Raw genomic sequence first — 25,548 nt, forward strand, 5'->3', positions numbered from 1 at the left:
CTGCCTGTGGACAACCGCCCCATCCGACCCGACAAACCGACCGGGCCTGTGGACAGCCGCCCGCCCCAAGCGAGTTGGGGCGGGCGTTCGGCGAAGGTGCCTCAGCCTTCGGCCTGTTCCCGGACCCGGTCGGCGACCTGTGCGGGCATCGGCTCGTGCCGGGCGTAGGAGCGGCTGAACCGTCCGGTGCCGTGCGACAGCGACCGCAGGTCGACCGCGTAGCGGCCGATCTCGATCTCCGGGACCTCGGCCCGGATCAGCGTCTGGCCGCCGCCCGACTGCTCGGTGCCCACGACCCGGCCGCGCCGCCCCGACAGATCGCTCATCACCGCGCCGACGTACTCGTCGGACACCAGCACCGACACCTCCACCACCGGCTCCAGCAGATGGATCCGGGTGTCGGCGGCGGCCTCGCGCAGCGCGAGCGCGCCCGCCGTCTGGAAGGCGGCGTCCGAGGAGTCCACCGAATGCGCCTTGCCGTCCAGCAGGGTCACCCGCACATCGACCAGGGGATAGCCCGCGGCCACCCCCCGCGCCGCCTGCGCGCGCACGCCCTTTTCGACGGACGGGATGAACTGCCGGGGCACCGCCCCGCCGACGACCTTGTCCACGAACTCGATGCCGGAGCCCTCGGGCAGCGGCTCCACCTCGATCTCGCAGATCGCGTACTGTCCGTGCCCGCCCGACTGCTTGACGTGGCGCCCGCGCCCGGCGGACCGGGCCCCGAACGTCTCGCGCAGCGACACCTTGTACGGCACGGCGTCCACCTGTACGCCGTACCGGGAGCGCAGCCGCTCCAGCGCGACGTCCATGTGGGCCTCGCCCAGACACCACAGCACCACCTGGTGGGTGTCCTGGTTCTGCTCCAGGCGCATCGTCGGGTCCTCGGCGACCAGCCGCCCGAGGCCCTGGGAGAGCTTGTCCTCGTCGGCCTTGCTGTGGGCCCGGATCGCGACGGGCAGCAGCGGGTCGGGCATCTCCCAGGGCTCCATCAGCAGCGGCTGGTCCTTGGCCGAGAGGGTGTCGCCGGTCTCCGCGCGGTTCAGCTTGGCGACGCAGGCCAGATCGCCCGCGATGGCCTGGCTGAGCATGCGCTGTGCCTTGCCGAAGGGTGCGGAGAGGGCGCCGACCCGCTCGTCCACGTCGTGGTCCTCATGGCCGCGGTCCTCCAGGCCGTGCCCGGACACATGGACGGTCTCGTCCGGGCGCAGCGTCCCGGAGAAGACCCGCACCAGGGAGATCCGGCCGACATACGGGTCCGAGGAGGTCTTGACGACCTCGGCGGCCAGCGGGCCCTCGGGGTCGCAGATCAGCCGCGGGCAGGGTTTGCCCTCCGGGGTGGTGACGACGGGAGCCTCCCGCTCCAGGGGGGTCGGGAAGCCGCCCGTGATCAGCTCGAGCAGCTCGGTGGTGCCCAGACCCTGCTTCGATCCCTCGGCGGCGGGCGCGGCGGCCAGCACGGGGTGGAAGGAGCCGCGCGCCACGGCCTTCTCCAGGTCCCCGATGAGGGTCTTGACGTCGATCTCCTCACCGCCGAGATAGCGGTCCATGAGGGTCTCGTCCTCGCTCTCGGAGATGATCCCCTCGATGAGCCGGTTGCGGGCCTCCTCGATCAGCGGCAGCTGGTCGGGGGTCGGCGCCGCCTCGGTCCGTACGCCCGAGGCGTAGTCGTAGACCTGCTGCGAGAGCAGATCGATCAGCCCCGTGACCGGGGCGTGCCCATCTGGCCCGGGAGCGCCGCGCAGCGGCAGATACAGCGGCAGCACCGCGTCGGGGTCATCGCCGCCGAACGTCTGCCGGCACAGCTCGGTCATCTCCTCGAAGGACGCGCGCGCCGCCTCCAGGTGCGTGATGACCAGGGCGCGCGGCATCCCGACCGCCGCGCACTCGTCCCACACCATGCGGGTCGCGCCCGCGATGCCCAGGGCGTCCTGGGACGCCGAGACGATGAAGAGGGCCGCGTCCGCTGCCCGCAGACCGGCCCTCAGCTCCCCGACGAAGTCGGCGTACCCCGGGGTATCCAGAAGGTTGATCTTCACCCCGTCCCATTCGACGGGGACGAGGGACAGCTGGACCGAGCGCTGCTGCCGGTGCTCGATCTCGTCGTAGTCGGACAGGCATCCGCCGTCCTCGACCCGGCCGGCCCGGTTGATCGCGCCGGTCGCCAGCGCCAGGGCCTCCACCAGAGTCGTCTTGCCGGAACCGCTGTGGCCGACCAGCACCACGTTCCGCACAGAGTTGGGCCGGTCGGCCGTCGCCGCCCTGCCGGCGGCCCCTGATTGCGTGCTCGTTTTGTCGCCCATGTCTCGCCTCCAGGTCGACATCTGCGATACTTCGAGCTTTCCACCGAGGTCATGGTGCGTCCATACGTCGCACATCCGGGCGTTGCCCGACGCATGCGCGGTGGCCCCCTGGGGCGTGACTACGATGGGCCAGCCGGTGGCCTGTTGACCACCCGGCCCGTTTCGACCCCCGGGAAGGTCATGCTGAACAAGTACGCGCGTGCATTCTTCACGCGTGTTCTCACCCCGTTCGCCGCCCTGCTCATCCGCCTGGGGGTCAGCCCCGACGCGGTGACCCTCGCCGGGACGGGCGGTGTGGTCGCGGGTGCCCTGGTCTTCTATCCGCGGGGGGAGTTCTTCTGGGGCACGGTCGTCATCACCCTGTTCGTCTTCTCGGACCTGGTCGACGGCAATATGGCGCGGCAGCTGGGGCGCTCCAGCCGCTGGGGGGCCTTTCTCGACTCCACGCTCGACCGGGTCGCCGACGGCGCGATCTTCGGCGGTCTGGCGCTGTGGTACGCCGGGCGCGGGGACGACAATGTGCTGTGTGCGGTGACGATCTTCTGTCTGGCCAGCGGCCAGGTCGTCTCGTACACCAAGGCCAGGGGCGAGAGCATCGGCCTGCCGGTCAAGGTCAACGGGCTCGTCGAACGCGCCGAGCGGCTGGTGATCTCGCTGGTGGCCTGCGGCTTCTCCGGACTGCACAAGTTCGGTGTGCCGCATATCGACATTCTGCTGCCGATCGCGCTGTGGATCGTGGCCGTCGGCAGCGCGGTGACCTTGATCCAGCGCGTGGTGACGGTGCGCCGTGAGGCCGCCGAGGCGGACGCCGCGGACCGGGCGGTGGTCCAGGGAGGCGAGACGCGGTGAGCGAGAAGCTGACCGACGCGCTGTACGGGCTCGGCTGGAGCACGGTCAAGAAGCTCCCCGAACCGGTCGCCGTGGCGCTCGGGCAGCGGATCGCCGATGTGGCGTGGAAGCGGCGCGGCAAGGGGGTGCTGCGCCTGGAGTCCAATCTCGCCCGTGTCGTCCCGGACGCCTCCCCGCGGCGCCTGGCCGAGCTGTCCCGGGCCGGGATGCGCTCGTATCTGCGCTACTGGATGGAGTCCTTCCGGCTGCCGGCCTGGAGCGAGCAGCGCGTCCGCGGCGGCTTCGACCCCGAAGGACTGCACCACCTGCTGGACGGTCTGGCGAGCGGCCGCGGGGTGGTGCTGGCGCTGCCGCACATGGCCAACTGGGACCTGGCCGGGGCATGGGTCACCACCGAGCTCGGCGTGCCGTTCACCACGGTCGCGGAGCGGCTGAAGCCCGAAACGCTGTACGACCGCTTCGTGGCCTACCGGGAGGGCCTGGGCATGGAGGTGCTTCCGCACACCGGCGGCAGCGCCTTCGGGACGCTGGCGCGGCGGCTGCGGGAGGGCGGGCTCGTGTGCCTGGTCGCTGACCGGGACCTGTCGGCGTCGGGCGTCGAGGTGAAGTTCTTCGGTGAGTCGGCCAAGATGCCCGCCGGGCCCGCCATACTGGCGGCAAGGACGGGTGCGCTGTTGCTGCCGGTCACCCTCTGGTACGACGCGTCCCCGGTCATGCGGGGACGGGTGCACCCGCCCGTCGAGGTCCCCCCGATGGGCACCGGCGCGGAGCAGGCCGCGGCCATGACGCAGGAGCTCGCCGACGTGTTCGCCTCCGGGATCGCCGAGCATCCGCAGGACTGGCACATGCTGCAGCGGCTGTGGCTGGCGGATCTCGAACCGCGTCCCGGTGGCGCTCAGGGCGCCGACGACAGCTCCGGAACGGAGAACCGTTGAGGATCGGGATCGTCTGCCCGTACTCGTGGGACGTCCCCGGCGGCGTCCAGTTCCACATCCGTGACCTGGCCGAGCATCTGATCCGGCTGGGGCACGGGGTGTCGGTGCTGGCGCCCGCGGACGACGACACGCCCCTGCCGCCGTATGCGGTCTCCGCCGGGCGTGCCGTGCCGGTGCCGTACAACGGCTCGGTCGCGCGGCTCAACTTCGGCTTCCTCTCGGCGGCGCGGGTGCGGCGCTGGCTGCACGACGGCGCGTTCGACGTGATCCACATCCATGAGCCCGCCTCTCCCTCGCTCGGCCTGCTCGCCTGCTGGGCGGCCCAGGGGCCCATCGTCGCCACCTTTCACACCTCGAACCCTCGTTCCCGGGCGATGATCGCCGCGTATCCGATCCTGCAGCCCGCGCTGGAGAAGATCAGCGCCCGGATCGCGGTGAGCGAGTACGCGCGGCGGACGCTGGTCGAGCATCTGGGCGGGGACGCGGTCGTCATCCCCAACGGCGTCGATGTGCGCTTCTTCGCCGACGCCGAGCCCAAGAGCGAGTGGCAGGGGGAGACGATCGGGTTCATGGGCCGCATCGACGAGCCCAGGAAGGGCCTGCCGGTCCTGATGCGCGCCCTGCCGAAGATCCTCGCCGCCCGGCCCCGGACGCGGCTGCTGGTCGCCGGGCGCGGCGACGAGAAGGAGGCCGTGGCCACGCTGCCCGAGCGGATGCGCGGCCGGGTGGAGTTCCTCGGCATGGTGAGCGACGAGGACAAGGCGCGGCTGCTGCGCAGCGTGGATGTGTACGTCGCGCCGAACACGGGCGGGGAGAGCTTCGGGATCATCCTCGTCGAGGCCATGTCGGCGGGCGCGCCCGTGCTGGCCAGCGATCTGGACGCGTTCGCGCAGGTGCTGGACGGGGGAGCGGCGGGGCAGCTGTTCGCCAATGAGGACGCGGACGCGCTGGCCGAGGCCGCGATCCGGCTGCTGGGCGACCCGGAGCGGCGGGCACAGCTGCGGGAGCGGGGAAGCAGGCATGTGCGCCGCTTCGACTGGGACACCGTCGGGGCGGACATCGTGGCGGTGTACGAGACGGTGGCGGACGGGGCGGCGTCGGTGGCCGCCGATGAGCGCGGCGGGCTGTGGGCCCGGCTGGGGCTCGCCCGGGACTAGGGTCCGCCCGAGGCCGGGCGCCGCCGGGTGGGCGGGGGTTTGCGCCGTAGGCGGTAGCCTGGCGCGGCGTGACCACTTTGATCTGGATCGCGGCCGCACTGGTCCTCGTCGCCGTCTATCTGAGCTGGACCGCCGGGCGGCTGGACCGGCTGCACAGCCGGCTGGACGCGGCGCGGGCGGCGCTCGACGCGCAGCTGCTGCGCCGGGCCTCTGTCGCGCAGGAGCTGGCCACCGCCGGGGTGCTGGATCCGGCGTCCTCGATCGTGCTGTACCAGGCCGCGCACGCGGCGCGGCAGGCGGAGGAGGAGCAGCGCGAGGTCGCCGAGAGCGAGCTGAGCCAGGCGCTGCGCGCGGTGTTCGCGGAGGGCGCACAGGTCGAGGTGGTGCGGGAGGCACCGGGGGGCGAGGCGGCGCTGGGCGAGCTGGCGGAGGCCGTGCGGCGGGTGCCGATGGCCAGGAGGTTCCACAACGACGCGGTCCGCGCGGCGCGGGCGCTGCGCCGGCACCGCAAAGTGCGCTGGTTCCGGCTCGCGGGCCATGCGCCGTTCCCGATGGCCTTCGAGATGGACGACGAGCCTCCGGCCGCCTTCGCGGCCCGGGCGGGCTGAGGCCACCGGCCCGCGATTGGCCCTTGTCCGGGGAGCACCCGGACGGCTTGTGTCTGTCGAACGGCCCTACGATGGGCTCATCACACATTCATCATCGAGTGAGGTCAAACGTGTCCATCACGCCCGCCAGCACGCCCCAGACCCCGGAGACCGGCACCGCGCGCGTCAAGCGCGGCATGGCCGAGCAGCTCAAGGGCGGCGTGATCATGGACGTCGTCACGCCCGAGGAAGCGAAGATCGCTGAGGACGCGGGCGCCGTCGCGGTCATGGCCCTCGAGCGCGTCCCGGCCGACATCCGCAAGGACGGCGGCGTGGCCCGCATGTCCGACCCGGACATGATCGAGGGGATCATCAACGCGGTCTCCATCCCGGTGATGGCCAAGTCCCGGATCGGGCACTTCGTCGAGGCGCAGGTGCTGCAGGCCCTCGGCGTGGACTACATCGACGAGTCCGAGGTCCTCACCCCCGCCGACGAGGTCAACCACAGCGACAAGTGGTCCTTCACCACACCGTTCGTCTGTGGCGCCACCAACCTGGGCGAGGCGCTGCGCCGTATCGCCGAGGGCGCGGCCATGATCCGTTCGAAGGGCGAGGCCGGCACCGGCAACGTCGTGGAGGCGGTCCGCCACCTGCGCCAGATCAAGGGCGAGATCGCCCGGCTGAAGGGCCTGGACAACCACGAGCTGTACGCCGCGGCCAAGGAGCTGCGCGCCCCGTACGAGCTGGTCGCCGAGGTCGCCGAGCTCGGCAAGCTGCCGGTCGTGCTGTTCTCCGCCGGCGGTGTGGCCACCCCGGCCGACGCCGCGCTGATGCGCCAGCTCGGCGCCGAGGGCGTCTTCGTCGGGTCCGGCATCTTCAAGTCCGGCGACCCGGCCAAGCGCGCCGCCGCGATCGTGAAGGCCACCACCTTCTACGACGACCCCAAGGTCATCGCGGACGTCTCCCGCAACCTGGGCGAGGCCATGGTCGGCATCAACTGCGACACCCTGCCCGAGGGCGAGCGCTACGCCAACCGCGGCTGGTAACGGACCGGCCGGCAACCCCAACCGACCGCTTGCCGGTGGACGGCCCGCACGGGCCGTCCGCCTGCCTCTTTCCCGCTCCGTCCCGAGAGGTCCCATGTCCATCGGAGTGCTCGCCCTTCAGGGCGATGTCCGCGAACACCTCGCCGCGCTCGCCGCGGCCGGCGCCGAGGCCCGGCCGGTCCGCCGGGCCGAAGAGCTCGCCGAGGTCGAAGGCCTGGTGATCCCCGGCGGGGAGTCCACCACCATGTCCAAGCTCGCCGTTGTCTTCGGGGTGCTGGAGCCGCTGCGGCAGCGGGTGCGCGCCGGGATGCCGGTGTACGGCACCTGCGCGGGCATGATCATGGTCGCGGACAAGATCCTCGACGGCCGGGACGACCAGGAGACCTTCGGCGGCATCGACATGACCGTCCGCCGCAACGCCTTCGGCCGCCAGAACGAGTCCTTCGAGGCCGCGATCGACGTCGCGGGCGTCGAGGGCGGCCCGGTCGAGGGCGTCTTCATCCGGGCGCCGTGGGTCGAGTCCGTGGGCGCGGGGGTCGAGGTGCTCGCGACGTACGGGGACCATGCCGTCGCCGTCCGGCAGGGCAACGTGCTCGCGACGTCGTTCCACCCCGAACTGACCGGCGATCACCGGGTACACGCGCTGTTCGTGGAAATGGTGCGGTCGGCTGGATGACGCCGTCCCGGTAGGATCTCAGGCGTTCGTACAGCAATGGGTTAAGCGAAGGAGACAGGCGGATGTCCGGCCACTCTAAATGGGCTACGACGAAGCACAAGAAGGCCGTGATCGACGCCAAGCGCGGCAAGCTCTTCGCCAAGCTCATCAAGAACATCGAGGTCGCGGCCCGCACCGGCGGCGCGGACCCCGACGGCAACCCCACCCTCTTCGACGCCATCCAGAAGGCGAAGAAGCAGTCGGTGCCGAACAAGAACATCGACAGCGCGGTCAAGCGCGGTGCGGGGCTCGAGGCGGGTGGCGCCGACTACGAGACGATCATGTACGAGGGCTACGGGCCGAACGGCGTCGCGGTGCTCATCGAGTGCCTGACCGACAACCGCAACCGCGCCGCGTCCGACGTGCGCGTCGCCATGACGCGCAACGGCGGGTCCATGGCGGACCCGGGGTCGGTCTCGTACCTGTTCAACCGCAAGGGCGTGGTGATCGTCCCCAAGGGTGAGCTGACCGAGGACGACGTGCTGGGCGCGGTGCTGGACGCGGGCGCCGAGGAGGTCAACGACCTCGGCGAGTCCTTCGAGGTGATCAGCGAGGCCACCGACCTGGTCGCGGTCCGCACCGCGCTCCAGAAGGAGGGCATCGACTACGACTCGGCCGAGGCCAACTTCGTCCCCACCATGCAGGTCCAGCTGGAGGAGGAGGCGGCGCGGAAGATCTTCAAGCTGATCGACGCGCTGGAGGACAGCGACGACGTGCAGAACGTCTTCGCCAACTTCGACGTCTCCGACGAGGTCATGGCCAAGGTGGACGCCTGAGGCAGCATCAGCGGCACACGGGCCGGCGGGGACACACACCCCACCGGCCCGTCGTTGTCGGTGGCTCCCGCTAGTCTGCCGAGCAGGTGATCGAAGGCCGGGAGAAGGCCGGTACAGCGGCGATGGGGAGGGGCGCGGTGCGGGTGCTGGGCGTGGACCCGGGGCTGACCCGGTGCGGTGTCGGCGTGGTCGACGGGGTCGCGGGCCGGCCGCTGCGCATGCTCGGGGTCGGCGTCATACGGACTCCGGCGGACGCCCCGATCGGCGACCGCCTCGTCGAGGTCGAGCGCGGCCTCGAGGAGTGGCTGGAGGCCCACCGGCCCGAAGTCGTGGCGGTGGAGCGGGTGTTCAGCCAGCACAATGTGCAGACCGTCATGGGCACCGCCCAGGCGAGCGCGGTCGCGATGCTCTGCGCCGCGCGGCGTGGGCTGCCGGTCGCGCTCCACACGCCGAGCGAGGTCAAGGCGGCCGTGACCGGGTCAGGGCGCGCCGACAAGGCGCAGGTCGGCTCGATGGTCACCCGGCTGCTGCGGCTCGACGCCCCACCGAAACCCGCCGACGCGGCCGACGCGCTGGCGCTCGCCATCTGCCACATCTGGCGGGCGCCCGCGATGAACCGGCTCCAGCAGGCCGTCGCCGCCCACCGCACCACGAAAGGCCGTATTTCATGATCGCGTTCGTCTCCGGCCCGGTCGCGGCCGTCGGCCCGGACACCGCCGTCGTCGAGGTCGGCGGGGTCGGCATGGCCGTCCAGTGCACTCCCAACACGCTGTCCGGGCTGCGTGTCGGCCAGCCCGCCCGGCTGGCCACCTCCCTCGTGGTCCGTGAGGACTCGCTCACCCTCTACGGCTTCGCGGACGACGACGAGCGCCAGGTCTTCGAGCTGCTGCAGACCGCGAGCGGCGTCGGCCCCAGGCTCGCCCAGGCCATGCTGGCCGTCCACTCGCCCGACGCGCTGCGGCTCGCCGTCGCCACCGGCGACGAGAAGGCGCTGACCGCGGTCCCCGGCATCGGCAAGAAGGGGGCGCAGCGGCTGCTGCTCGAGCTGAAGGACCGGCTCGGCGAGCCGGTGGGCCGCCCCGGCCGGGTGGCCGCCGCCGCCCCGGGCTGGAGCGATCAGCTGCACACCGCGCTCGTCGGCCTCGGATACGCGCCGAGGGAGGCCGAGGACGCGGTCGCGGCCGTCACCCCGCAGGCCGAGGCCGCCGTGGCCGCGGGCGGCTCCCCGCAGGTGGCGCAGCTGCTGCGGGCCGCCCTGCAGACCCTGAACCGGGCCCGCTGACCACGGGCCGCCCTGCAGACCCTGACCCGGGCCCGGCGACCGCCCCGTGCGCCCGGCCGCACTGCCCGATACGACATCGCGAGGCGAGACTTTCGTGAACTGGGACGAGACCGCACCGGCCACCGCCGACGACGCCCGCACCGGCCGGCTGGTGGGCGCCGACGCCGACGGCGAGGACCAGGCGGTCGAGGCCGCGCTGCGCCCCAAGGACCTGGGCGAGTTCGTCGGCCAGGAGCGGGTCCGCGAGCAGCTGGACCTGGTCCTCAAGGCGGCCCGGCAGCGCGGTGGGACGGCCGATCATGTGCTGCTGTCCGGCGCGCCCGGCCTCGGCAAGACCACCCTGTCGATGATCATCGCCGCCGAGATGGGCGCCCCCATCCGGATCACCTCGGGCCCCGCCATCCAGCACGCCGGCGACCTGGCCGCGATCCTGTCCTCGCTCGCCGAGGGGGAGGTGCTGTTCCTCGACGAGATCCACCGCATGTCACGGCCCGCCGAGGAGATGCTGTACATGGCGATGGAGGACTTCCGCGTCGATGTGATCGTCGGCAAGGGCCCCGGCGCCACCGCCATCCCCCTGGAGCTGCCGCCGTTCACTCTGGTCGGCGCCACCACCCGGGCCGGACTGCTGCCGCCCCCCCTGCGCGACCGCTTCGGCTTCACCGGACATATGGAGTTCTACGCCCCGGCCGAGCTGGAGCGCGTCATCCACCGCTCCGCCGGGCTGCTGGACGTCGCGATCGAGCCCGAGGGTGCGGGCGAGATCGCCGGGCGCTCCCGCGGCACCCCGCGCATCGCCAACCGCCTGCTGCGCCGGGTGCGGGACTACGCCCAGGTCAAGGCGGACGGGGTGATCAACCGCGAGATCGCGCACCGCGCCCTGGATGTGTACGACGTGGACCGGCGCGGCCTGGACCGGCTGGACCGCGCGGTGCTGACCGCCCTGCTCAAGCTGTTCGGCGGTGGCCCGGTCGGGCTGTCGACCCTGGCGGTCGCGGTGGGGGAGGAGCGGGAGACGGTCGAGGAGGTCGCCGAGCCCTTCCTGGTCCGCGAGGGGCTGCTGGCGCGTACGCCCAGGGGCCGGGTCGCCACCCCCGCGGCCTGGACCCACCTGGGCCTGACCCCGCCGCAGCAGGGCGGCGCGGCCCAGCAGGGACTATTCGAGGGCTGAGAAGGGTTGAGGGGCTCAAGGAGGCTGGAGACGGAGCTGAGCGGCCTGAGACGGCTGATAGCCGATTATGGTCGGGTCAGGAACCCACATGCCGTGCCGGGCGTTGTTCCATAGGCGCGGGCTCGCTTAGACTCCGCCGATGCCGTTCGTATGCCGTCCGTGACCGGTGCGGCATGACCACCCCATAGTCCAGGCCGCGTCCCCGCGGTCGTGTGAAGGAATCTCCGTCCCGTGTATATGACTCTCCTGCCGTTCATCGTGCTCATCGGGGCCATGTTCCTGATGACCCGGTCGGCCAAGAACAAGCAGCGCCAGGCCGCACAGATGCGTGACCAGATGGGCCCGGGCACCGGCGTGCGGACCATCGGCGGCATGTACGCCACGGTCAAGGAGGTCCACGACGACACGGTCCTCCTCGAGGTCGCTCCCGGCGTGCACGCCTTCTACGCGAAGAACGCGGTGGGAGCCGTCCTCGACGACGCCGAGTACAACCGGATCGTCCACGGGATCGACCCTGACGACGCTGTCGACGACGCCCCTGTCGTCCCCGACGACGCCTCCTCGCTCACCGAGGCCGAGGGTGAGACGGCCGAGGGTGAGACGGCCGACGCCGAGGCGGCGGACGAGGGCAAGAAGACCGACCTCAGCAAGCCGTCGGCCGCTGCCGACGCGCCGAAGGAGGACAAGCGGGACGGCGACGCCGACGCCAAGTAGCACCGCTTTGGGAGCCGCGGCGCGCCACCGCTCGGCGCGCCGCGGTTCCCCGACGGTCTAGGCTCCGGCGGGGGTCCGTCCCACAAGACTTCGTGGCCGCCCGGCGCACACCCGATACCGGGCGGTTGGACAGGGAGATTACGAGAAGGTGGCAGCACCGAAGAAGGGCCGCAGGTCCTCCGGGTCACAGGGCAGGCCCGGGCGCGCCCTGGCCGCGATCCTGGTCGCCATCGTGGCGCTCACCGCGGGGATGTTCATCTCCGGTCATACCAAGCCACGGCTGGGCATCGACCTGGCGGGAGGCACCAGCTTCACGCTGGAGGCCAAGAACCAGCCGGGCAAGCCCAACGCGATCAACTCGGACAACATGAACACCGCCGTCAACATCATCGAGCGGCGGGTCAACGGTCTGGGTGTGTCCGAGGCCGAGGTCCAGACGCAGGGCGACAAGCACATCATCGTGAACATCCCCAAGGGGATGAACGCGAAACAGGCCCGTACGCAGGTCGGCACCACCGCCCAGCTCTACTTCCGCCCGGTGGTGACCTACACCGACGGCAAGAAGACCAAGCCCACCCCCAGCCCCACGCCGACCGCGACCGGCACGGGCAAGAACGACAAGGGCAAGGACGACAAGGGCAAGCCGTCGTCCACCCCGACCGCCACGGCCACCTCGAGCGCGACTGGTACCCCGAGCGCATCCGGCGCCTCCAGCAGCAGCCAGGGGCGGGCCGTCTCCGAGGGCCTGAAGGCCGACAAGACGCCGAGCGCGTCGGAGAGCCCGGGCGCTTCCAAGAGCCCCAAGGCGCCGGAGACCCCCAACGCGACGAAGACCTCCAAGGGCGACTCCTCCAAGGCCGACGATCTGACCAAGCAACTCGCGGACCTGGAGTGCACCACCCCGGCGGACCGGGCCAAGGCCCGGGAGAAGGCCGCCGGCGCCAAGCCGAGCGACTCCGTCGTCGCCTGTGACCGGGACGGCTCGCGCAAGTTCATCCTCGGCCCGTCCCAGGTGGAGGGCACCGACGTCAAGGACGCCGCCTCCGTCTACGACAGCCAGGGCGGCGGGGGCTGGATCGTCGAGCTCAACTTCACCGACAAGGGCGGCAAGAAGTGGGCCAAGGTGACCGGCGAGCTGGCCAAGCAGCAGCCGCCGCAGAACCAGTTCGCGATCGTCCTGGACGGTGAGGTCTACTCCGACCCCCGGGTCGACGAGTCCATCACCGGTGGCCGGGCCCAGATCTCCGGCCCGGACTTCGACCAGAAGAACACCTCGGAGCTGGCCAACGTCCTGTCCTACGGTGCCCTGCCGCTGTCCTTCGACATCGCGGACGAGACCACCGTCTCCGCCGCGCTCGGCGGCGAGCAGCTGGAGGCCGGTCTGATCGCCGGCGCCATCGGCCTCGCGCTCGTGGTGCTCTACCTGGTGGTGTACTACCGCGGCCTGGCCCTCGTGGCCATCGCCAGCCTCGGGGTCTCCGCGGCCCTGACGTACACGATCATGGTGCTGCTCGGCCCGGGCATCGGCTTCGCGCTGAACCTGCCGGCCGTCTGTGGCGCGATCGTCGCCATCGGTATCACGGCCGACTCCTTCATCGTCTACTTCGAGCGCATAAGGGACGAGATCCGCGAGGGCCGCACGCTGCGCCCGGCCGTCGAGCGCGGCTGGCCACGTGCCCGGCGCACCATCCTGGTGTCCGACTTCGTGTCGTTCCTCGCGGCCGCGGTGCTCTACACCGTGACGGTCGGCAAGGTGCAGGGCTTCGCCTTCACGCTGGGCCTCACCACGCTGCTGGACATCGTGGTGGTGTTCCTGTTCACCAAGCCGCTGATGACGATCCTCGCCCGGCGCAAGTTCTTCGCGAGCGGTCACCCGTGGTCCGGCCTGGACCCGCAGCGCCTGGGCGCCAAGCCGCCGCTGCGCCGCGGCCGCCGCACCACCGCCCCCGCCCCCGCCGACCCGAAGGAGGCGTGAGATGTCGCGACTCGGCACTCTCGGCGCCAAGCTCTACCGAGGCGAGGTCGGCTACGACTTCGTCGGCAAGCGGAAGATCTGGTACGGCATCTCGATACTGATCACCATCACGGCGATCGTGGGCCTGGCGGTGCGCGGGCTCAACATGGGCATCGAGTTCTCCGGCGGAGCGGTCTTCACCACCCCCAAGACCAGCGTCTCGGCCTCCCAGGCGCGTGAGGTGGCGGAGTCGGCGGCCGGCGGGCACACCGCGGTCGTCCAGGAGCTCGGCCGTGGCGGGCTGCGGATTCAGATCAGCGAGCTGGGCACCAAGGAGGCCCTGCCGGTCCAGGAGAAGCTGGCCCAGGAGCTGCACGTCAAGACCGACAAGATCGACACCCAGCTGGTCGGCCCCAGCTGGGGTGAGGAGATCGCCAGCAAGGCCTGGAAGGGTCTGGCGATCTTCATGGTCCTGGTGGTGATCTATCTCGCCATCGCCTTCGAGTGGCGCATGGCGCTCGCCGCACTGATCGCGCTCATCCACGACCTCACCATCACGGTCGGGGTGTACGCGCTGGTCGGCTTCGAGGTCACCCCGGGCACCGTGATCGGTCTGCTGACCATCCTCGGTTATTCGCTCTATGACACCGTCGTCGTCTTCGACGGTCTCAAGGAAGCGTCGAAGGACCTCACCAAGCAGACCCGCTTCACCTACAGCGAGATCGCCAACCGCAGCCTCAACTCGACCCTGGTGCGCTCCATCAACACCACGGTCGTGGCGCTGCTGCCGGTCGGCGCGCTGCTGTTCATCGGTGGCGGGGCGCTGGGCGCGGGCATGCTCAACGACATCTCGCTGGCCCTGTTCGTCGGCCTCGCGGCCGGTGCGTACTCCTCGATCTTCATCGCCACCCCGCTGGTGGCCGACCTCAAGGAGCGCGACCCGCAGATGAAGGCCCTGGCCAAGCGGGTGCGCGCCAAGCGCGCCTCTGCCGCGGCCAAGGCCGACACCGGCGCCGAGCAGCAGCCGCAGGACGTCACCCCGCAGCCGCGCGCCGAGGACGGCGACCAGCCCACCCCCGCGGCCGCGGGCGCGGGCCAGCGCCGCCAGCCGGCCTCGCGCGGCCGGGGCCGCGGCCGACCGTCGGGGAAGCGCCGATGAGCGCCGGGACGGCCGACCCCGCGACCGACGGGCTCGGCGGACTCGACGGCGAGGAGCTGCGCGGGCTGCTGCTCAGCCGGATCCTGGATGTGCCGGACTATCCGAAGCCGGGGGTGATGTTCAAGGACATCACCCCGCTGCTGGCCGACGCCACCGCCTTCGGCGCGCTGACCCACGCGCTGGCCGAGCTGTGCGCCAAGCACGGCGCCACCAAGGTGGTGGGCCTTGAGGCGCGCGGCTTCATCCTGGCCGCCCCGGCCGCCGTGCGCGCCGGGATCGGCTTCGTCCCCGTGCGCAAGGCGGGCAAGCTCCCCGGAGCGACCCTGGGCCAGGCGTACGAGCTGGAGTACGGCACCGCCGAGATCGAGATCCACGCCGACGCGCTGGAGCCCGGCGACCGCGTCCTGGTGATCGACGACGTGCTCGCCACCGGCGGCACCGCCGAGGCCTCGCTGCGGCTCATCCGCCGGGCCGGCGCCGAGGTCGCCGGGGTCGCGGTGCTGCTGGAGCTCGGCTTCCTCGACGGCCGTGGCCGCCTCCTGCCGACGCTCCACAGCGCGCCACTGGAGGCCCTGATCACGGTCTGAGCCGTGCCATCACCCGAGGGTGGGGAAGCCGGATCACCTGGCTCCCCACCCTCACGCGTGCCGGGGCCGACCCGGGCGACGAGGCGGCCGGGAGGCAAGTGGAGTGGCGGGATCGATACCATGGCATCCTGGCCTCTTTGAGGACCGGACCGCCTGAGGAGTGCTCTTGCCAGACGAGGCCCAGCCGCTCTCCGCCGCGCAACCGGCAGAGCCGACCGCCGTTGCCAAGTCCACGGCGGCCCCCGAGGTGCCCAAGAACAGCGGCGAGACGCCCCCGCGGCCGGAGCCCTCCGCCCCGCGCCCCCCGGCGGAGCGTACGAGCAGCTCACGACCGCCCGCGCCGGCCCCCCGCCCCCTGCAGAGCCCCGCCCCCAGGGGAGGCTCCTCCAACCGGGTCCGCGCCCGGCTCGCCCGCCTCGGCGTGCAGCGCTCCAGCCCGTACAACCCCGTCCTGGAGCCGCTGCTGCGCATCGTGCGTGGCAACGATCCCAAGGCCGACGCCTCGACCCTGCGCCAGATCGAGCGCGCGTACCAGGTCGCGGAGCGCTGGCACCGCGGTCAGAAGCGCAAGAGCGGCGATCCGTACATCACCCATCCCCTCGCGGTGACCACGATCCTGGCCGAGCTGGGTATGGATCCGGCCACGCTGATGGCCGGTCTGCTGCATGACACCGTCGAGGACACCGAGTACGGCCTGGACACCCTGCGCCGCGACTTCGGCGATCAGGTCGCCCTGCTCGTGGACGGCGTCACCAAGCTGGACAAGGTCAAGTTCGGCGAGGCGGCGCAGGCCGAGACCGTGCGCAAGATGGTCGTCGCCATGGCCAAGGACCCGCGCGTCCTGGTCATCAAGCTCGCCGACCGGCTGCACAACATGCGCACCATGCGCTACCTCAAGCGGGAGAAGCAGGAGAAGAAGGCCCGCGAGACGCTGGAGATCTACGCCCCGCTCGCCCATCGCCTGGGCATGAACACGATCAAGTGGGAGCTGGAGGACCTCGCCTTCGCGATCCTCTACCCCAAGATGTACGACGAAATCGTGCGGCTGGTCGCCGAGCGGGCCCCCAAGCGGGACGAATACCTCGCCATCGTCACCGACCAGGTCCAGGGCGATCTGCGCGCGGCCCGCATCAAGGCGACCGTCACCGGCCGCCCGAAGCACTACTACTCCGTCTACCAGAAGATGATCGTGCGCGGCCGCGACTTCGCCGAGATCTACGACCTGGTGGGCATCCGGGTGCTCGTCGACACCGTCCGCGACTGCTACGCGGCGCTCGGGACCATCCACGCGCGGTGGAACCCGGTGCCCGGGCGGTTCAAGGACTACATCGCGATGCCCAAGTTCAACATGTACCAGTCGCTGCACACGACGGTCATCGGGCCCAGCGGCAAGCCGGTCGAGCTGCAGATCCGCACCTTCGACATGCACCGCCGCGCCGAGTACGGCATCGCCGCCCACTGGAAGTACAAGCAGGAGGCCGTCGCCGGCGCCTCCAAGGTGCGCACCGACGTGCCCCGCAAGCCCGGCAAGGACGACGCCGTCAACGACATGGCGTGGCTGCGGCAGCTGCTGGACTGGCAGAAGGAGACCGAGGACCCGGGCGAGTTCCTGGAGTCGCTGCGCTTCGACCTGTCCCGCAACGAGGTCTTCGTCTTCACGCCCAAGGGCGATGTCATAGCGCTGCCGGCCGGGGCCACCCCGGTGGACTTCGCGTACGCCGTGCACACCGAGGTCGGCCACCGCACCATAGGGGCCCGGGTCAACGGGCGGCTCGTGCCGCTCGAGTCGACCCTCGACAACGGCGACCTGGTGGAGGTCTTCACCTCCAAGGCGCCCGGGGCCGGGCCGTCCCGGGACTGGCTGGGCTTCGTCAAGTCCCCGCGCGCCCGCAACAAGATCCGCGCCTGGTTCTCCAAGGAGCGCCGCGACGAGGCCATCGAACAGGGCAAGGACGCCATCGTGCGGGCCATGCGCAAGCAGAACCTGCCGATCCAGCGGATCCTGACCGGCGACTCGCTGGTCACCCTGGCCCATGAGATGCGCTACCCCGACATCTCCTCGCTGTACGCGGCCATCGGCGAGGGCCATGTCTCCGCGCAGAACGTCGTCGGCAAGCTGGTGCAGGCCCTCGGCGGCGAGGAGGCGGCCAACGAGGACATCGCCGAGACCGCGCCGCCGATCCGCGGCCGCGGCAAGCGCCGCTCCAGCGCCGACCCGGGCGTCGTGGTCAAGGGCGTCGAGGACGTATGGGTCAAGCTGGCCCGCTGCTGTACGCCCGTCCCCGGCGACCCCATCATCGGCTTCGTCACCCGCGGCAGCGGCGTCTCCGTCCACCGGGCCGACTGCGTCAACGTCGACTCGCTCTCCCAGCAGCCGGAGCGGATGCTCGACGTCGAGTGGGCGCCCACCCAGTCCTCCGTCTTCCTGGTCGCCATCCAGGTCGAGGCCCTGGACCGGTCCCGGCTGCTGTCCGATGTCACGCGCGTCCTGTCCGACCAGCACGTCAACATCCTGTCCGCCGCCGTGCAGACCTCCCGCGACCGGGTGGCCACCTCGCGCTTCACCTTCGAGATGGGCGACCCCAAGCACCTGGGCCATGTCCTGAAGGCCGTACGGGGCGTCGAGGGCGTCTACGACGTGTACCGGGTGACCTCGGCGCGCCAGCGCTGAGCCGGGCGGGACGGGGGCGGGATGACGGACCGGGATCTGCTGGGCGGCCGTTACCGGCTGTTACGGAGGATCGGCCTCGGCGGGATGGGCGTGGTCTACGAGGCGCTGGACTCGACGCTGGACCGCCGGGTGGCGGTCAAGGTCCTGCCGTCGGCCGCGGCGGAGGGGCCGGACGGGGACGAGCGGCTGGAGCGCTTCCACCTGGAGGCCCAGGCCCTGGCCCGGATCAGCCACCCCAATGTGGTGGCCGTGTACGACACCGGCCGCCATGACAGCGGGCCCTATCTGGTCATGGAGCTGCTGGAGGGCGTGGAGCTCCAGCGGCTGGTGGACGTGTGCGGGCCGCTGGAGCCGGACGTGGCCCGCTGGATCGCCTCGGGGATGAGCGCCGCGCTGGCCGCGGCCCACACGGCGGGCGTGCTCCACCGCGACGTCAAACCGTCGAACGTACGCATCACCCTGTCGGGGCGCGTGGTCCTTCAGGACTTCGGGCTGGCCAGGCTGATGGAGGGGGCGGGCATCACCCGGGCCGGCGGGCTGGTCGGCACCCCGCAGTACATGGCGCCCGAGGCCATGCGGGGCGAGCGGACCACACCCCGGTCGGACCTCTACGGCCTGGGCCTGTGCCTGTACCTGATGCTCACCGGCGAGCCGCCGCTCGGCCCGGTGGAGGACATCGGGGCGGTCGTGGAGCGGGCCCTCGACCACGGTGTGCCGCAGCTGTACGGCCGCCGCGGGATCCCCGACCGGCTGGCCTACCTCGTCGACATCCTCTGCGCCTGGGATCCGCGGACGCGCCCCGAGGACGCCGCGGGGCTCCAGGCCACCCTCGCGGCCTCCTCCGAGATGGAGGCGCGCGTGGTCGACCTGGTCCAGCGCTGTGTGCGCGAGCAGGCGCTCGCCATGGCCGACCAGACGTTGGCCTCCGCGTCCTTGGACGTCGAACCCTCGCTCGCCGAGCGGCTGGGGCCGGAGGCCACCGGGGTCCCGGGCCATGCGGCGCCCCTGTCGCTCAGCGATGCCACCCGGCAGGTGGTCATGGCCAGCATGACGGCGGAGAACGCGGTGTCCCGGCTGCGCGAGGCGGTCAATCTCGTCCAGCGGGGCGAACTCCAGGAGGCGGTGCGCATGCTCACCGCCGTGACCAAGGTGTGCTCCCGGGCGCTGGGCGACGACCACCCCACCACCCTGACGAGCCAGTACTGGCAGGCGGTGTGTCTGGCGCGGCTGGGCGCCGGCGGGGCGGCGCTGGCGCTTTTCGCGCAGGTGAGCACCCACATCGAAACGGGGAGGGACGACAGACGTGGCTGAGCTGAGAGTGTCGGCCGACGGCGCCGACCAGGAAACCGAACTCCGGTCGCTGCTCCGCTGGCTGCGCGAGGACGAGTCGCTGGAGCGGCGGGTGGGCGGCCGGATGGGTGGCGCGGGGCCGGCCGTGCCCGGCCACATGGGCACCGGCTTCGACGTGCTGCAGCTCGTGCTCGGCACCGGCCTGTCCAGCGCGGCCCTCGCCGTCTCCGTCCTCCAGTGGCGCGACGCCCGGCGCACCCGGCCCGCGCTCACCCTGCGCCGCGGCGACATCGAGGTGGACATCCCGCCGGAGGCGGCCGCCGACGAGGACACCGTGCGCCGGATCGTCGCGCTGCTTGAGGCGCCCGAGACCGGCGGGGGGACCGGGGGCGATGACTCAGCTGCCTGACCCGGCCGCGTCCAGAGCCGTGCTCATCGGCACCTCCGCGTACGAGCACCTGGAACAGCTCCCGGCCGTCGCCGCGAACCTCCGCGATCTCGCCGAAGCGCTCGGCGACCCCATGCTGTGGGGCCTCCCCGGGGAGCACCGCACGGTGGTGGCCGACCCCCAGGACGCGCCCTCGATGCTCGACCCCGTGCACCGGGCCGGGCAGGAGGCCACGGACACCCTGCTCGTGTACTTCTCGGGCCACGGCCTGCGCGACAGCGACTCGGCGGACCTCTTCCTCGCGCTCAGCGGCTCCCGCGACAACACGGGCTACACGGCGGTGGCCTACGAGCACCTGCGCGCGGCCATCCGGGCCTCCACCGCCCGCCGCCGGGTGCTGATCCTCGACTGCTGCTTCAGCGGCCGCGCCGCCCGCACCCTCGGCGGCGGCGACAACGCCCTCCCGGCCCATGTGGCGGTCGACGGCGCGTATGTGCTCACCGCCTCGCCCCGCGACCGCGTGGCGCTGGCGCCCGACGGCGAGCCGCACACCGCCTTCACCGGGGAACTGCTGGACATTCTGCGGCTCGGCATCAGCCGCGGACCCGAGCTGATCGATCTCGACACCCTCTACGGGGCGCTCCACCAGCGGCTCGGGGCGAAGAACCGGCCACTGCCCCAGCGCTGCCAGGAGAACCACATCGGGCGGCTCCCGCTCGTCCGCAACCGGGCCCGTGACACGGTGCGCTCCCCGGCGGGGCCCGTGATGGACTCCGATGTGCGCGCGGCCATGGTCTCCGCCGGCCTCGGCCTGGCCCGCAGGCTGCGCGCCGTGGGCCGGCACCGCGACGCGCTGCCCGTGCTGCGGCTGGCGCTGCGGGAGCGTACGCCGCAGGGGGAGGACAGCACCTTCGCGGTGCAGCTGGAGCTCTCGGAACTGCTCGCCGACACGGGACAGACCCGGGAGGCGATCGAGGTACTGGAGCAGGCGTTCCACCAGACGCACCGCAGCTTCGGCCCCGAAGCGGTCCTCGTCTGCCGCAGACTCGCCGATCTGCTGCAGGAGTCCGGCAACCACATCCAGGCGTGCGAAGTGCTCAAGCACGCCCTGGACCTGGCCGAGAAAGGGCGAACGGCCCCGGTGCGCAGCGCACCGGAGCCGTTTCCCTACGGCCGCGTGACCGAGCCGGACGTCCGGCTGCCGGGGGCACCTCTTTGCGGCTAAACCGCCGCCGCTCTCGCGGAGGTGGTTACTCGCCATCGGGGTTCCTCAATTGGTGGCTGATGTGCCAAACGTCAGCCGCCGAACTCCTCCAGGCCCTTGAGCGCCTGGTCCAGCAGCGCCTGCCGGCCCTCCAGCTCCTTGGCCAGCTTGTCGGCCTTGGCGTTGTTGCCCGCCGCGCGCGCGGCGTCGATCTGCCCGCGCAGCTTGTCCACGGCGTCCTGGAGCTGGCCGGTCAGCCCCTGGGCGCGCGCCCGCGCCTCAGGGTTGGTGCGCCGCCACTCGGCCTCCTCGGCGTCCTGAATGGCGCGCTCCACCGCGTGCAGCCGGCCCTCGATCCGCGCCCGGGCGTCCCGCGGCACATGGCCGATGGCCTCCCACCGCTCGTTGACCGAGCGGAAGGCCGCGCGAGCCGACTTCAGATCGGAGATCGGGAGCAGCTTCTCCGCCTCGACGACCAGCTCCTCCTTGCGGGTCAGATTCTCCCGCTGCTCGGCGTCCCGCTCGGCGAAGACCTGGCTGCGCGCCTGGAAGAAGACGTCCTGCGCACCGCGGAACCGGTTCCACAGGTCGTCCTCCGCCTCGCGCTGGGCGCGGCCCGCCGCCTTCCACTCCGCCATCAGCTCCCGGTACCGGGCGGCGGTCGGACCCCAGTCCGTGGAGTCGGACAGCGACTCGGCCTCGGCGACCAGCTTCTCCTTGGTCTGCCGGGCCGTCTCGCGCTGCGCGTCCAGGGACGCGAAGTGCGCCTTGCGCCGCTTGGAGAACGCTGAGCGGGCATGCGAGAAGCGGTGCCACAGCTCGTCGTCGGTGCGGCGGTCCAGGCGCGGCAGGCCCTTCCAGGTGTCGACCAGCGCGCGCAGCCGCTCTCCGGCGGAACGCCACTGCTCGCTGGCGGCCAGCTCCTCGGCCTCGGTGACCAGCGCCTCCTTGGCCCGGCGGGCCTCGTCGGCCTGGACCGCCTTGGCCGCGCGGCGCTCCTCCCGGCGCGCCTCGACATCGCTCGTGAGCTTGTCGAGCCGCTTCCTGAGCGCGTCCAGGTCGCCGACCACGTGGTGCTCGTCGACCTGATGGCGGATGTGCTCGATGGCCGCGGTGGCGTCCTTGGCCGACAGGTCCGTGGTCTGCACCCGGCGCTCGAGGAGCTCGATCTCGACGACCAGGCCGTCGTACTTGCGCTCGAAGTAGGCGAGGGCCTCTTCAGGAGAACCCGCCTGCCACGATCCGACGACCTGCTCGCCGTCGGCCGTACGCACGTACACGGTCCCCGCCTCGTCGACGCGGCCCCAAGGCTCGCTGCTCACAGCGCCTCCTCCACATGATGCCGGGGCGGGCGCGCGGCCCGCCGGCATCGTCCACAGTTTCTTCCGGCCGGGATCCACCCGGACCGGCCTCGCAGCAGGGTCCGCCGGCTGCGGCAGACACCCTGCACAACGCCAACATAGGCGAACGGTGGCCCGGCTGTCCGTATCCTGCGCGACCGAAATTTCGCAGTACGAGCGCCGGAGGCGGTCAGGACTTGCCGACCGTCGCCTTGTTGATCAGCACGGTGGCGTTCGGAGCGGTGTTCCCGGTCTGCGGGTCCGGCGCCGCCGCGCCCGCGTCGGCGATCTTCTTGAGGACCTGCATGCTCTCCTTGTCGAGGGTCCCGAAGGGCGTGTAGTACGGCGGGAGCTCGCTGTCCTTGTAGACCAGGAAGAACTGGCTGCCGCCGCTGTTCTTGCCCTTCTTGGTCTGCGGGTCGTACGAGTTGGCCATCGCGACCGTGCCGGCGGGGTACTTGTTTCCCTTGATCCTCGGGTCCTTCAGGTTCTCGTCAGGGATGCTGTAGCCGGGGTCGCCCATGCCGGTGCCCATCGGGTCACCGCACTGGAGCACAAAGATCCCCTGAGGCGTCAGCCGGTGGCACTTGGTGTGGTCGAAGTACCCCTTCCCGGCCAGGAAACTGAAGGAGTTCACGGTGTGCGGGGCCTTGGCCGCGTCCATGGTGACGGTCATGTCGCCGCAGGTGGTCTCCAGCTTCATGGCGTACGTGGCCGACTGGTCGATGGTGAGCGCCGGCTCCTTCTTCCACGACATGGTCTTCGGCTTCTTGTCCCCGGCCTCCTTGGCCCCCTTGGCGCACGGGTCCGGCGCCTTGGTCGTGGGGGTGGGGGAGGGCGTGGGCATCGTGGGCTCAGAGGCCTTGTCTGCTTTGTCGGAGTTCCTCTTGTCTCCGTCCCCGCCGGAAAGCGCGCTCACGGTGGCCACCACCCCGCCCGCCGCCAGGACCACGGCCAGCGTGGACGCGATCACCACATAGCGGCGGCGCTGCTTGTGCCGGGCCGCCTCCCGGCGCTGCTGCTGCCGGAGGTACTTCTCCCGTGCGAGCTGCCGCCGACGCTGCTCGTTACTGACCACCGGGTCGTCTCCCTCATGCCGTATGCCGTCGCTGACGTATGTGATGACTCGGCCGTACCGTATACGGGTTCGCTGTGGCGGGAGCGCCGCCGGTAGGCTCTGAACGGCCGACATCCAACTCTGCCGGACGACTTTTAAGGACGATCGTGCTCATTGCCGGGTTCCCCGCCGGGGCCTGGGGGACCAACTGCTACCTGGTCGCCCCGGCCGCCGGTGAGGAGTGCGTGATCATCGACCCGGGCCATCGGGCGGCCCAGGGCGTCGAGGAAGCACTCGCCAAGCATCGGCTCAAGCCCGTCGCCGTCGTCCTCACCCACGGCCATATCGACCACGTCGCCTCGGTGGTCCCGGTCTGCGGCGCCCATGACGTGCCGGCCTGGATCCACCCGGCCGACCGCTACATGATGAGCGACCCCGAGAAGGCCTTGGGACGATCCATCGGGATGCCGCTCCTGGGCGAGCTGACCGTCGGGGAGCCGGACGACGTCAAGGAGCTGACCGACGGCGCGCGGCTGGATCTGGCCGGTCTCGAGTTCTCCGTCGCGCACGCCCCGGGCCATACCAAGGGGTCGGTGACCTTCCGGCTGCCCGAGCGGGCGGACATCCCGTCCGTCTTCTTCGCGGGCGACCTGCTCTTCGCCGGCTCCATCGGACGCACCGATATGCCCGGCGGCGACCACGCCGAGATCCTCGAGTCCCTGGCCCGTGTGGTCCTGCCGCTCGACGACTCGACCGTGGTGCTGTCCGGCCACGGCCCCCAGACCAGCATCGGCCGCGAGCGCGCCACCAACCCGTTCCTGCGGCAGGTGGCCGCCGGCCTCGGAGACGGCGCCCCGGCGCCCGCTCCGCGACGAGGAATGTGACGAGAGACCTTCCGTGAGCACCTTCAAGGCCCCCCGGGGCACCTATGACCTGATCCCGCCGGACTCCGCGGCCTATCTCGCGGTGCGCGACGCCATCGCCGCCCCGCTCAAGCGCTCCGGCTACGGCTATGTGGAGACGCCCGGCTTCGAGAACGTCGAGCTCTTCGCACGCGGCGTCGGCGAGTCCACCGACATCGTCACCAAGGAGATGTACACCCTCACCACCAAGGGCGGCGATCAGCTCGCGCTGCGCCCCGAGGGCACCGCCTCCGTGCTGCGCGCCGCGCTGGAGGCCAACCTCCACAAGGCCGGCAACCTGCCGGTCAAGCTCTGGTACTCCGGCTCCTACTACCGCTACGAGCGCCCCCAGAAGGGCCGCTACCGCCACTTCTCGCAGGTCGGCGCGGAGGCGATCGGGGCCGAGGACCCGGCGCTCGACGCCGAGCTGATCGTCCTGGCCCACGACGCGTACCGCTCGCTGGGGCTGCGGAACTTCCGGATCCTGCTGAACTCCCTGGGCGACGCCACTTGCCGCCCCGCCTACCGGGCCGCCCTGCAGGACTTCCTGCGCGGCCTCGAGCTGGACGAGGACACCCGGCGCCGGATCGAGATCAACCCGCTGCGGGTCCTGGACGACAAGCGCGAAGCGGTGCAGAAGCAGCTGGCCGGCGCGCCGCTGCTCGGCGACCACCTGTGCGAGGCGTGCAAGCAGTACCACGAGCAGGTGCGCGAGCTGCTGACCGCCGAGGGCGTGGCCTTCGAGGACGACCCCAAGCTGGTGCGCGGCCTGGACTACTACACCCGCACCACCTTCGAGTTCGTCCACGACGGCCTCGGCTCGCAGTCCGCGGTCGGCGGCGGCGGCCGCTACGACGGCCTGTCGGAGATGATCGGCGGGCCGGCCCTGCCCTCGGTGGGCTGGGCGCTCGGCGTGGACCGTACGGTGCTGGCGCTGGAGGCCGAGGGCGTCGAGCTCGACCTGCCGTCCGCCACCAGCGTGTTCGCGGTGCCGCTCGGCGAGGAGGCGCGCAAGGTGCTCTTCGGCGCGGTCACCGGGCTGCGCCGGGCGGGGGTCGCGACCGACTTCGCGTACGGCGGCAAGGGTGTGAAGGCGGCGATGAAGGCCGCGAACCGCAGCGGGGCGCGGCTCGCGGTCATCGCGGGGGAGCGGGATCTCGCGGAGGGCGTCGTCCAGCTCAAGGACCTCGAGTCCGGTGAGCAGACGGCGGTCCCGCTGGACGGCCTGGTCGAGGCGGTCCGCGCCCGCCTCGGCTGACCCGCCGGCGTCAGCCGAAGAATCTGCCGACGAGTCAGCCGACGCATCCGCCGAAGAATCCGCGCCCGCCGTCAACTCGGCGGGCGCGGATTCACTCTGTGAAAGAAAGGCGATGGCGGCGGTCAGTGAGCCCTCCGCGCGCCCTGCTGAGGCGGCTTATGCCCGTCGAACAGGGGGCGGAGGAGGATGGGCGGGGCCGTGCC

The 25,548-nt window shown here is 71.6% G+C and carries 23 protein-coding genes; 20 read left to right on the forward strand and 3 right to left on the reverse strand.

What is annotated here, in order from left to right:
- Positions 1-101: 101 nt before the first annotated feature.
- Positions 102-2,303, reverse strand: a complete 2,202-nt coding sequence (locus tag ACFZDL_RS33515) for an elongation factor G-like protein EF-G2 (protein WP_353591531.1) — start codon at positions 2,301-2,303, stop codon at positions 102-104.
- Positions 2,304-2,483: 180 nt separating this feature from the next.
- Here ACFZDL_RS33515 and pgsA point away from each other — a divergent pair, with 180 nt between their 5' ends.
- From pgsA to ACFZDL_RS33605, 18 genes are all read left to right on the forward strand, one after another.
- Positions 2,484-3,152, forward strand: coding sequence for a phosphatidylinositol phosphate synthase (pgsA, locus tag ACFZDL_RS33520; RefSeq protein ID WP_353591530.1), 669 nt, complete (start codon positions 2,484-2,486; stop codon positions 3,150-3,152).
- Positions 3,149-4,087 carry a phosphatidylinositol mannoside acyltransferase gene (locus tag ACFZDL_RS33525; protein ID WP_353591529.1) on the forward strand — a complete coding sequence of 313 codons (939 nt, stop codon included), beginning with the start codon at positions 3,149-3,151 and terminating at the stop codon, positions 4,085-4,087. Before pgsA ends, ACFZDL_RS33525 begins: the two co-directional genes overlap by 4 nt.
- Entirely contained in the window at positions 4,084-5,244 is a 1,161-nt protein-coding gene (locus tag ACFZDL_RS33530; protein WP_353591528.1) for a glycosyltransferase family 4 protein, read from the forward strand. The genes ACFZDL_RS33525 and ACFZDL_RS33530 overlap by 4 nt, the downstream gene beginning before the upstream one ends.
- A 68-nt stretch (positions 5,245-5,312) precedes the next feature.
- Positions 5,313-5,852 carry a hypothetical protein gene (locus ACFZDL_RS33535; protein ID WP_353591527.1) on the forward strand — a complete coding sequence of 180 codons (540 nt, stop codon included), beginning with the start codon at positions 5,313-5,315 and terminating at the stop codon, positions 5,850-5,852.
- Between the two features lie 110 nt (positions 5,853-5,962).
- On the forward strand, positions 5,963-6,877 hold the full coding sequence (pdxS, locus tag ACFZDL_RS33540) for a pyridoxal 5'-phosphate synthase lyase subunit PdxS (protein ID WP_353591526.1): 915 nt from the start codon (positions 5,963-5,965) through the stop codon (positions 6,875-6,877).
- Between the two features lie 94 nt (positions 6,878-6,971).
- Positions 6,972-7,553: a pyridoxal 5'-phosphate synthase glutaminase subunit PdxT gene (gene pdxT / locus ACFZDL_RS33545; protein WP_353591525.1), complete on the forward strand. Its 582-nt coding sequence runs from the start codon at positions 6,972-6,974 to the stop codon at positions 7,551-7,553.
- Positions 7,554-7,615: 62 nt separating this feature from the next.
- On the forward strand, positions 7,616-8,368 hold the full coding sequence (locus ACFZDL_RS33550) for a YebC/PmpR family DNA-binding transcriptional regulator (RefSeq protein WP_353591524.1): 753 nt from the start codon (positions 7,616-7,618) through the stop codon (positions 8,366-8,368).
- Positions 8,369-8,505: 137 nt separating this feature from the next.
- Positions 8,506-9,039, forward strand: coding sequence for a crossover junction endodeoxyribonuclease RuvC (gene ruvC, locus ACFZDL_RS33555; RefSeq protein ID WP_353591669.1), 534 nt, complete (start codon positions 8,506-8,508; stop codon positions 9,037-9,039).
- Positions 9,036-9,650: a Holliday junction branch migration protein RuvA gene (ruvA, locus tag ACFZDL_RS33560; protein ID WP_353591523.1), complete on the forward strand. Its 615-nt coding sequence runs from the start codon at positions 9,036-9,038 to the stop codon at positions 9,648-9,650. Before ruvC ends, ruvA begins: the two co-directional genes overlap by 4 nt.
- Before the next feature lie 94 nt (positions 9,651-9,744).
- Entirely contained in the window at positions 9,745-10,821 is a 1,077-nt protein-coding gene (gene ruvB / locus ACFZDL_RS33565; protein ID WP_353591522.1) for a Holliday junction branch migration DNA helicase RuvB, read from the forward strand.
- A 237-nt stretch (positions 10,822-11,058) separates the two neighbouring features.
- On the forward strand, positions 11,059-11,535 hold the full coding sequence (yajC, locus tag ACFZDL_RS33570; RefSeq protein ID WP_353591668.1) for a preprotein translocase subunit YajC: 477 nt from the start codon (positions 11,059-11,061) through the stop codon (positions 11,533-11,535).
- 148 nt (positions 11,536-11,683) lie between these two features.
- Positions 11,684-13,510 carry a protein translocase subunit SecD gene (gene secD / locus ACFZDL_RS33575; RefSeq protein WP_353591521.1) on the forward strand — a complete coding sequence of 609 codons (1,827 nt, stop codon included), beginning with the start codon at positions 11,684-11,686 and terminating at the stop codon, positions 13,508-13,510.
- A 1-nt stretch (position 13,511) separates the two neighbouring features.
- Positions 13,512-14,648, forward strand: a complete 1,137-nt coding sequence (secF, locus tag ACFZDL_RS33580) for a protein translocase subunit SecF (protein ID WP_353591520.1) — start codon at positions 13,512-13,514, stop codon at positions 14,646-14,648.
- Positions 14,645-15,235: an adenine phosphoribosyltransferase gene (locus ACFZDL_RS33585; RefSeq protein WP_353591519.1), complete on the forward strand. Its 591-nt coding sequence runs from the start codon at positions 14,645-14,647 to the stop codon at positions 15,233-15,235. Before secF ends, ACFZDL_RS33585 begins: the two co-directional genes overlap by 4 nt.
- Positions 15,236-15,401: 166 nt before the next feature.
- A complete protein-coding gene (locus tag ACFZDL_RS33590; protein WP_353591518.1) occupies positions 15,402-17,906 on the forward strand; it encodes a bifunctional (p)ppGpp synthetase/guanosine-3',5'-bis(diphosphate) 3'-pyrophosphohydrolase in 2,505 nt (834 codons plus the stop codon).
- A 21-nt stretch (positions 17,907-17,927) separates the two neighbouring features.
- On the forward strand, positions 17,928-19,217 hold the full coding sequence (locus ACFZDL_RS33595) for a serine/threonine-protein kinase (protein WP_353591517.1): 1,290 nt from the start codon (positions 17,928-17,930) through the stop codon (positions 19,215-19,217).
- Positions 19,210-19,605 carry a hypothetical protein gene (locus ACFZDL_RS33600; protein ID WP_353591516.1) on the forward strand — a complete coding sequence of 132 codons (396 nt, stop codon included), beginning with the start codon at positions 19,210-19,212 and terminating at the stop codon, positions 19,603-19,605. The genes ACFZDL_RS33595 and ACFZDL_RS33600 overlap by 8 nt, the downstream gene beginning before the upstream one ends.
- Positions 19,589-20,809, forward strand: a complete 1,221-nt coding sequence (locus ACFZDL_RS33605) for a caspase family protein (protein WP_353591515.1) — start codon at positions 19,589-19,591, stop codon at positions 20,807-20,809. The genes ACFZDL_RS33600 and ACFZDL_RS33605 overlap by 17 nt, the downstream gene beginning before the upstream one ends.
- A gap of 71 nt (positions 20,810-20,880) precedes the next feature.
- Here ACFZDL_RS33605 and ACFZDL_RS33610 read toward each other — a convergent pair whose 3' ends face one another.
- Positions 20,881-22,110: a DUF349 domain-containing protein gene (locus ACFZDL_RS33610; RefSeq protein WP_353591514.1), complete on the reverse strand. Its 1,230-nt coding sequence runs from the start codon at positions 22,108-22,110 to the stop codon at positions 20,881-20,883.
- Positions 22,111-22,318: 208 nt separating this feature from the next.
- Complete coding sequence (locus tag ACFZDL_RS33615) at positions 22,319-23,206, reverse strand: peptidylprolyl isomerase (RefSeq protein WP_353591513.1); 888 nt, start codon at positions 23,204-23,206, stop codon at positions 22,319-22,321.
- Positions 23,207-23,352: 146 nt separating this feature from the next.
- Here ACFZDL_RS33615 and ACFZDL_RS33620 point away from each other — a divergent pair, with 146 nt between their 5' ends.
- Positions 23,353-24,069, forward strand: coding sequence for an MBL fold metallo-hydrolase (locus tag ACFZDL_RS33620; RefSeq protein WP_353591512.1), 717 nt, complete (start codon positions 23,353-23,355; stop codon positions 24,067-24,069).
- A gap of 13 nt (positions 24,070-24,082) precedes the next feature.
- On the forward strand, positions 24,083-25,345 hold the full coding sequence (gene hisS, locus ACFZDL_RS33625; protein ID WP_353591511.1) for a histidine--tRNA ligase: 1,263 nt from the start codon (positions 24,083-24,085) through the stop codon (positions 25,343-25,345).
- Positions 25,346-25,548 lie beyond the last annotated feature (203 nt).

The organism is Streptomyces sp. NPDC007917, assembly GCF_042959105.1.
Taxonomy (GTDB): domain Bacteria; phylum Actinomycetota; class Actinomycetes; order Streptomycetales; family Streptomycetaceae; genus Streptomyces.

Excerpts from the sequence above, each read along its gene's own strand:
- ACFZDL_RS33515 (WP_353591531.1), bottom strand. The coding sequence starts at position 2,303 with ATGGGCGACAAAACGAGCACGCAATCAGGGGCCGCCGGCAGGGCGGCG.
- pgsA (WP_353591530.1), top strand. The coding sequence starts at position 2,484 with ATGCTGAACAAGTACGCGCGTGCATTCTTCACGCGTGTTCTCACCCCG.
- pdxT (WP_353591525.1), top strand. The coding sequence starts at position 6,972 with ATGTCCATCGGAGTGCTCGCCCTTCAGGGCGATGTCCGCGAACACCTC.
- ACFZDL_RS33550 (WP_353591524.1), top strand. The coding sequence starts at position 7,616 with ATGTCCGGCCACTCTAAATGGGCTACGACGAAGCACAAGAAGGCCGTG.
- ruvA (WP_353591523.1), top strand. The coding sequence starts at position 9,036 with ATGATCGCGTTCGTCTCCGGCCCGGTCGCGGCCGTCGGCCCGGACACC.
- yajC (WP_353591668.1), top strand. The coding sequence starts at position 11,059 with ATGACTCTCCTGCCGTTCATCGTGCTCATCGGGGCCATGTTCCTGATG.
- secF (WP_353591520.1), top strand. The coding sequence starts at position 13,512 with ATGTCGCGACTCGGCACTCTCGGCGCCAAGCTCTACCGAGGCGAGGTC.
- ACFZDL_RS33585 (WP_353591519.1), top strand. The coding sequence starts at position 14,645 with ATGAGCGCCGGGACGGCCGACCCCGCGACCGACGGGCTCGGCGGACTC.
- ACFZDL_RS33595 (WP_353591517.1), top strand. The coding sequence starts at position 17,928 with ATGACGGACCGGGATCTGCTGGGCGGCCGTTACCGGCTGTTACGGAGG.
- ACFZDL_RS33605 (WP_353591515.1), top strand. The coding sequence starts at position 19,589 with ATGACTCAGCTGCCTGACCCGGCCGCGTCCAGAGCCGTGCTCATCGGC.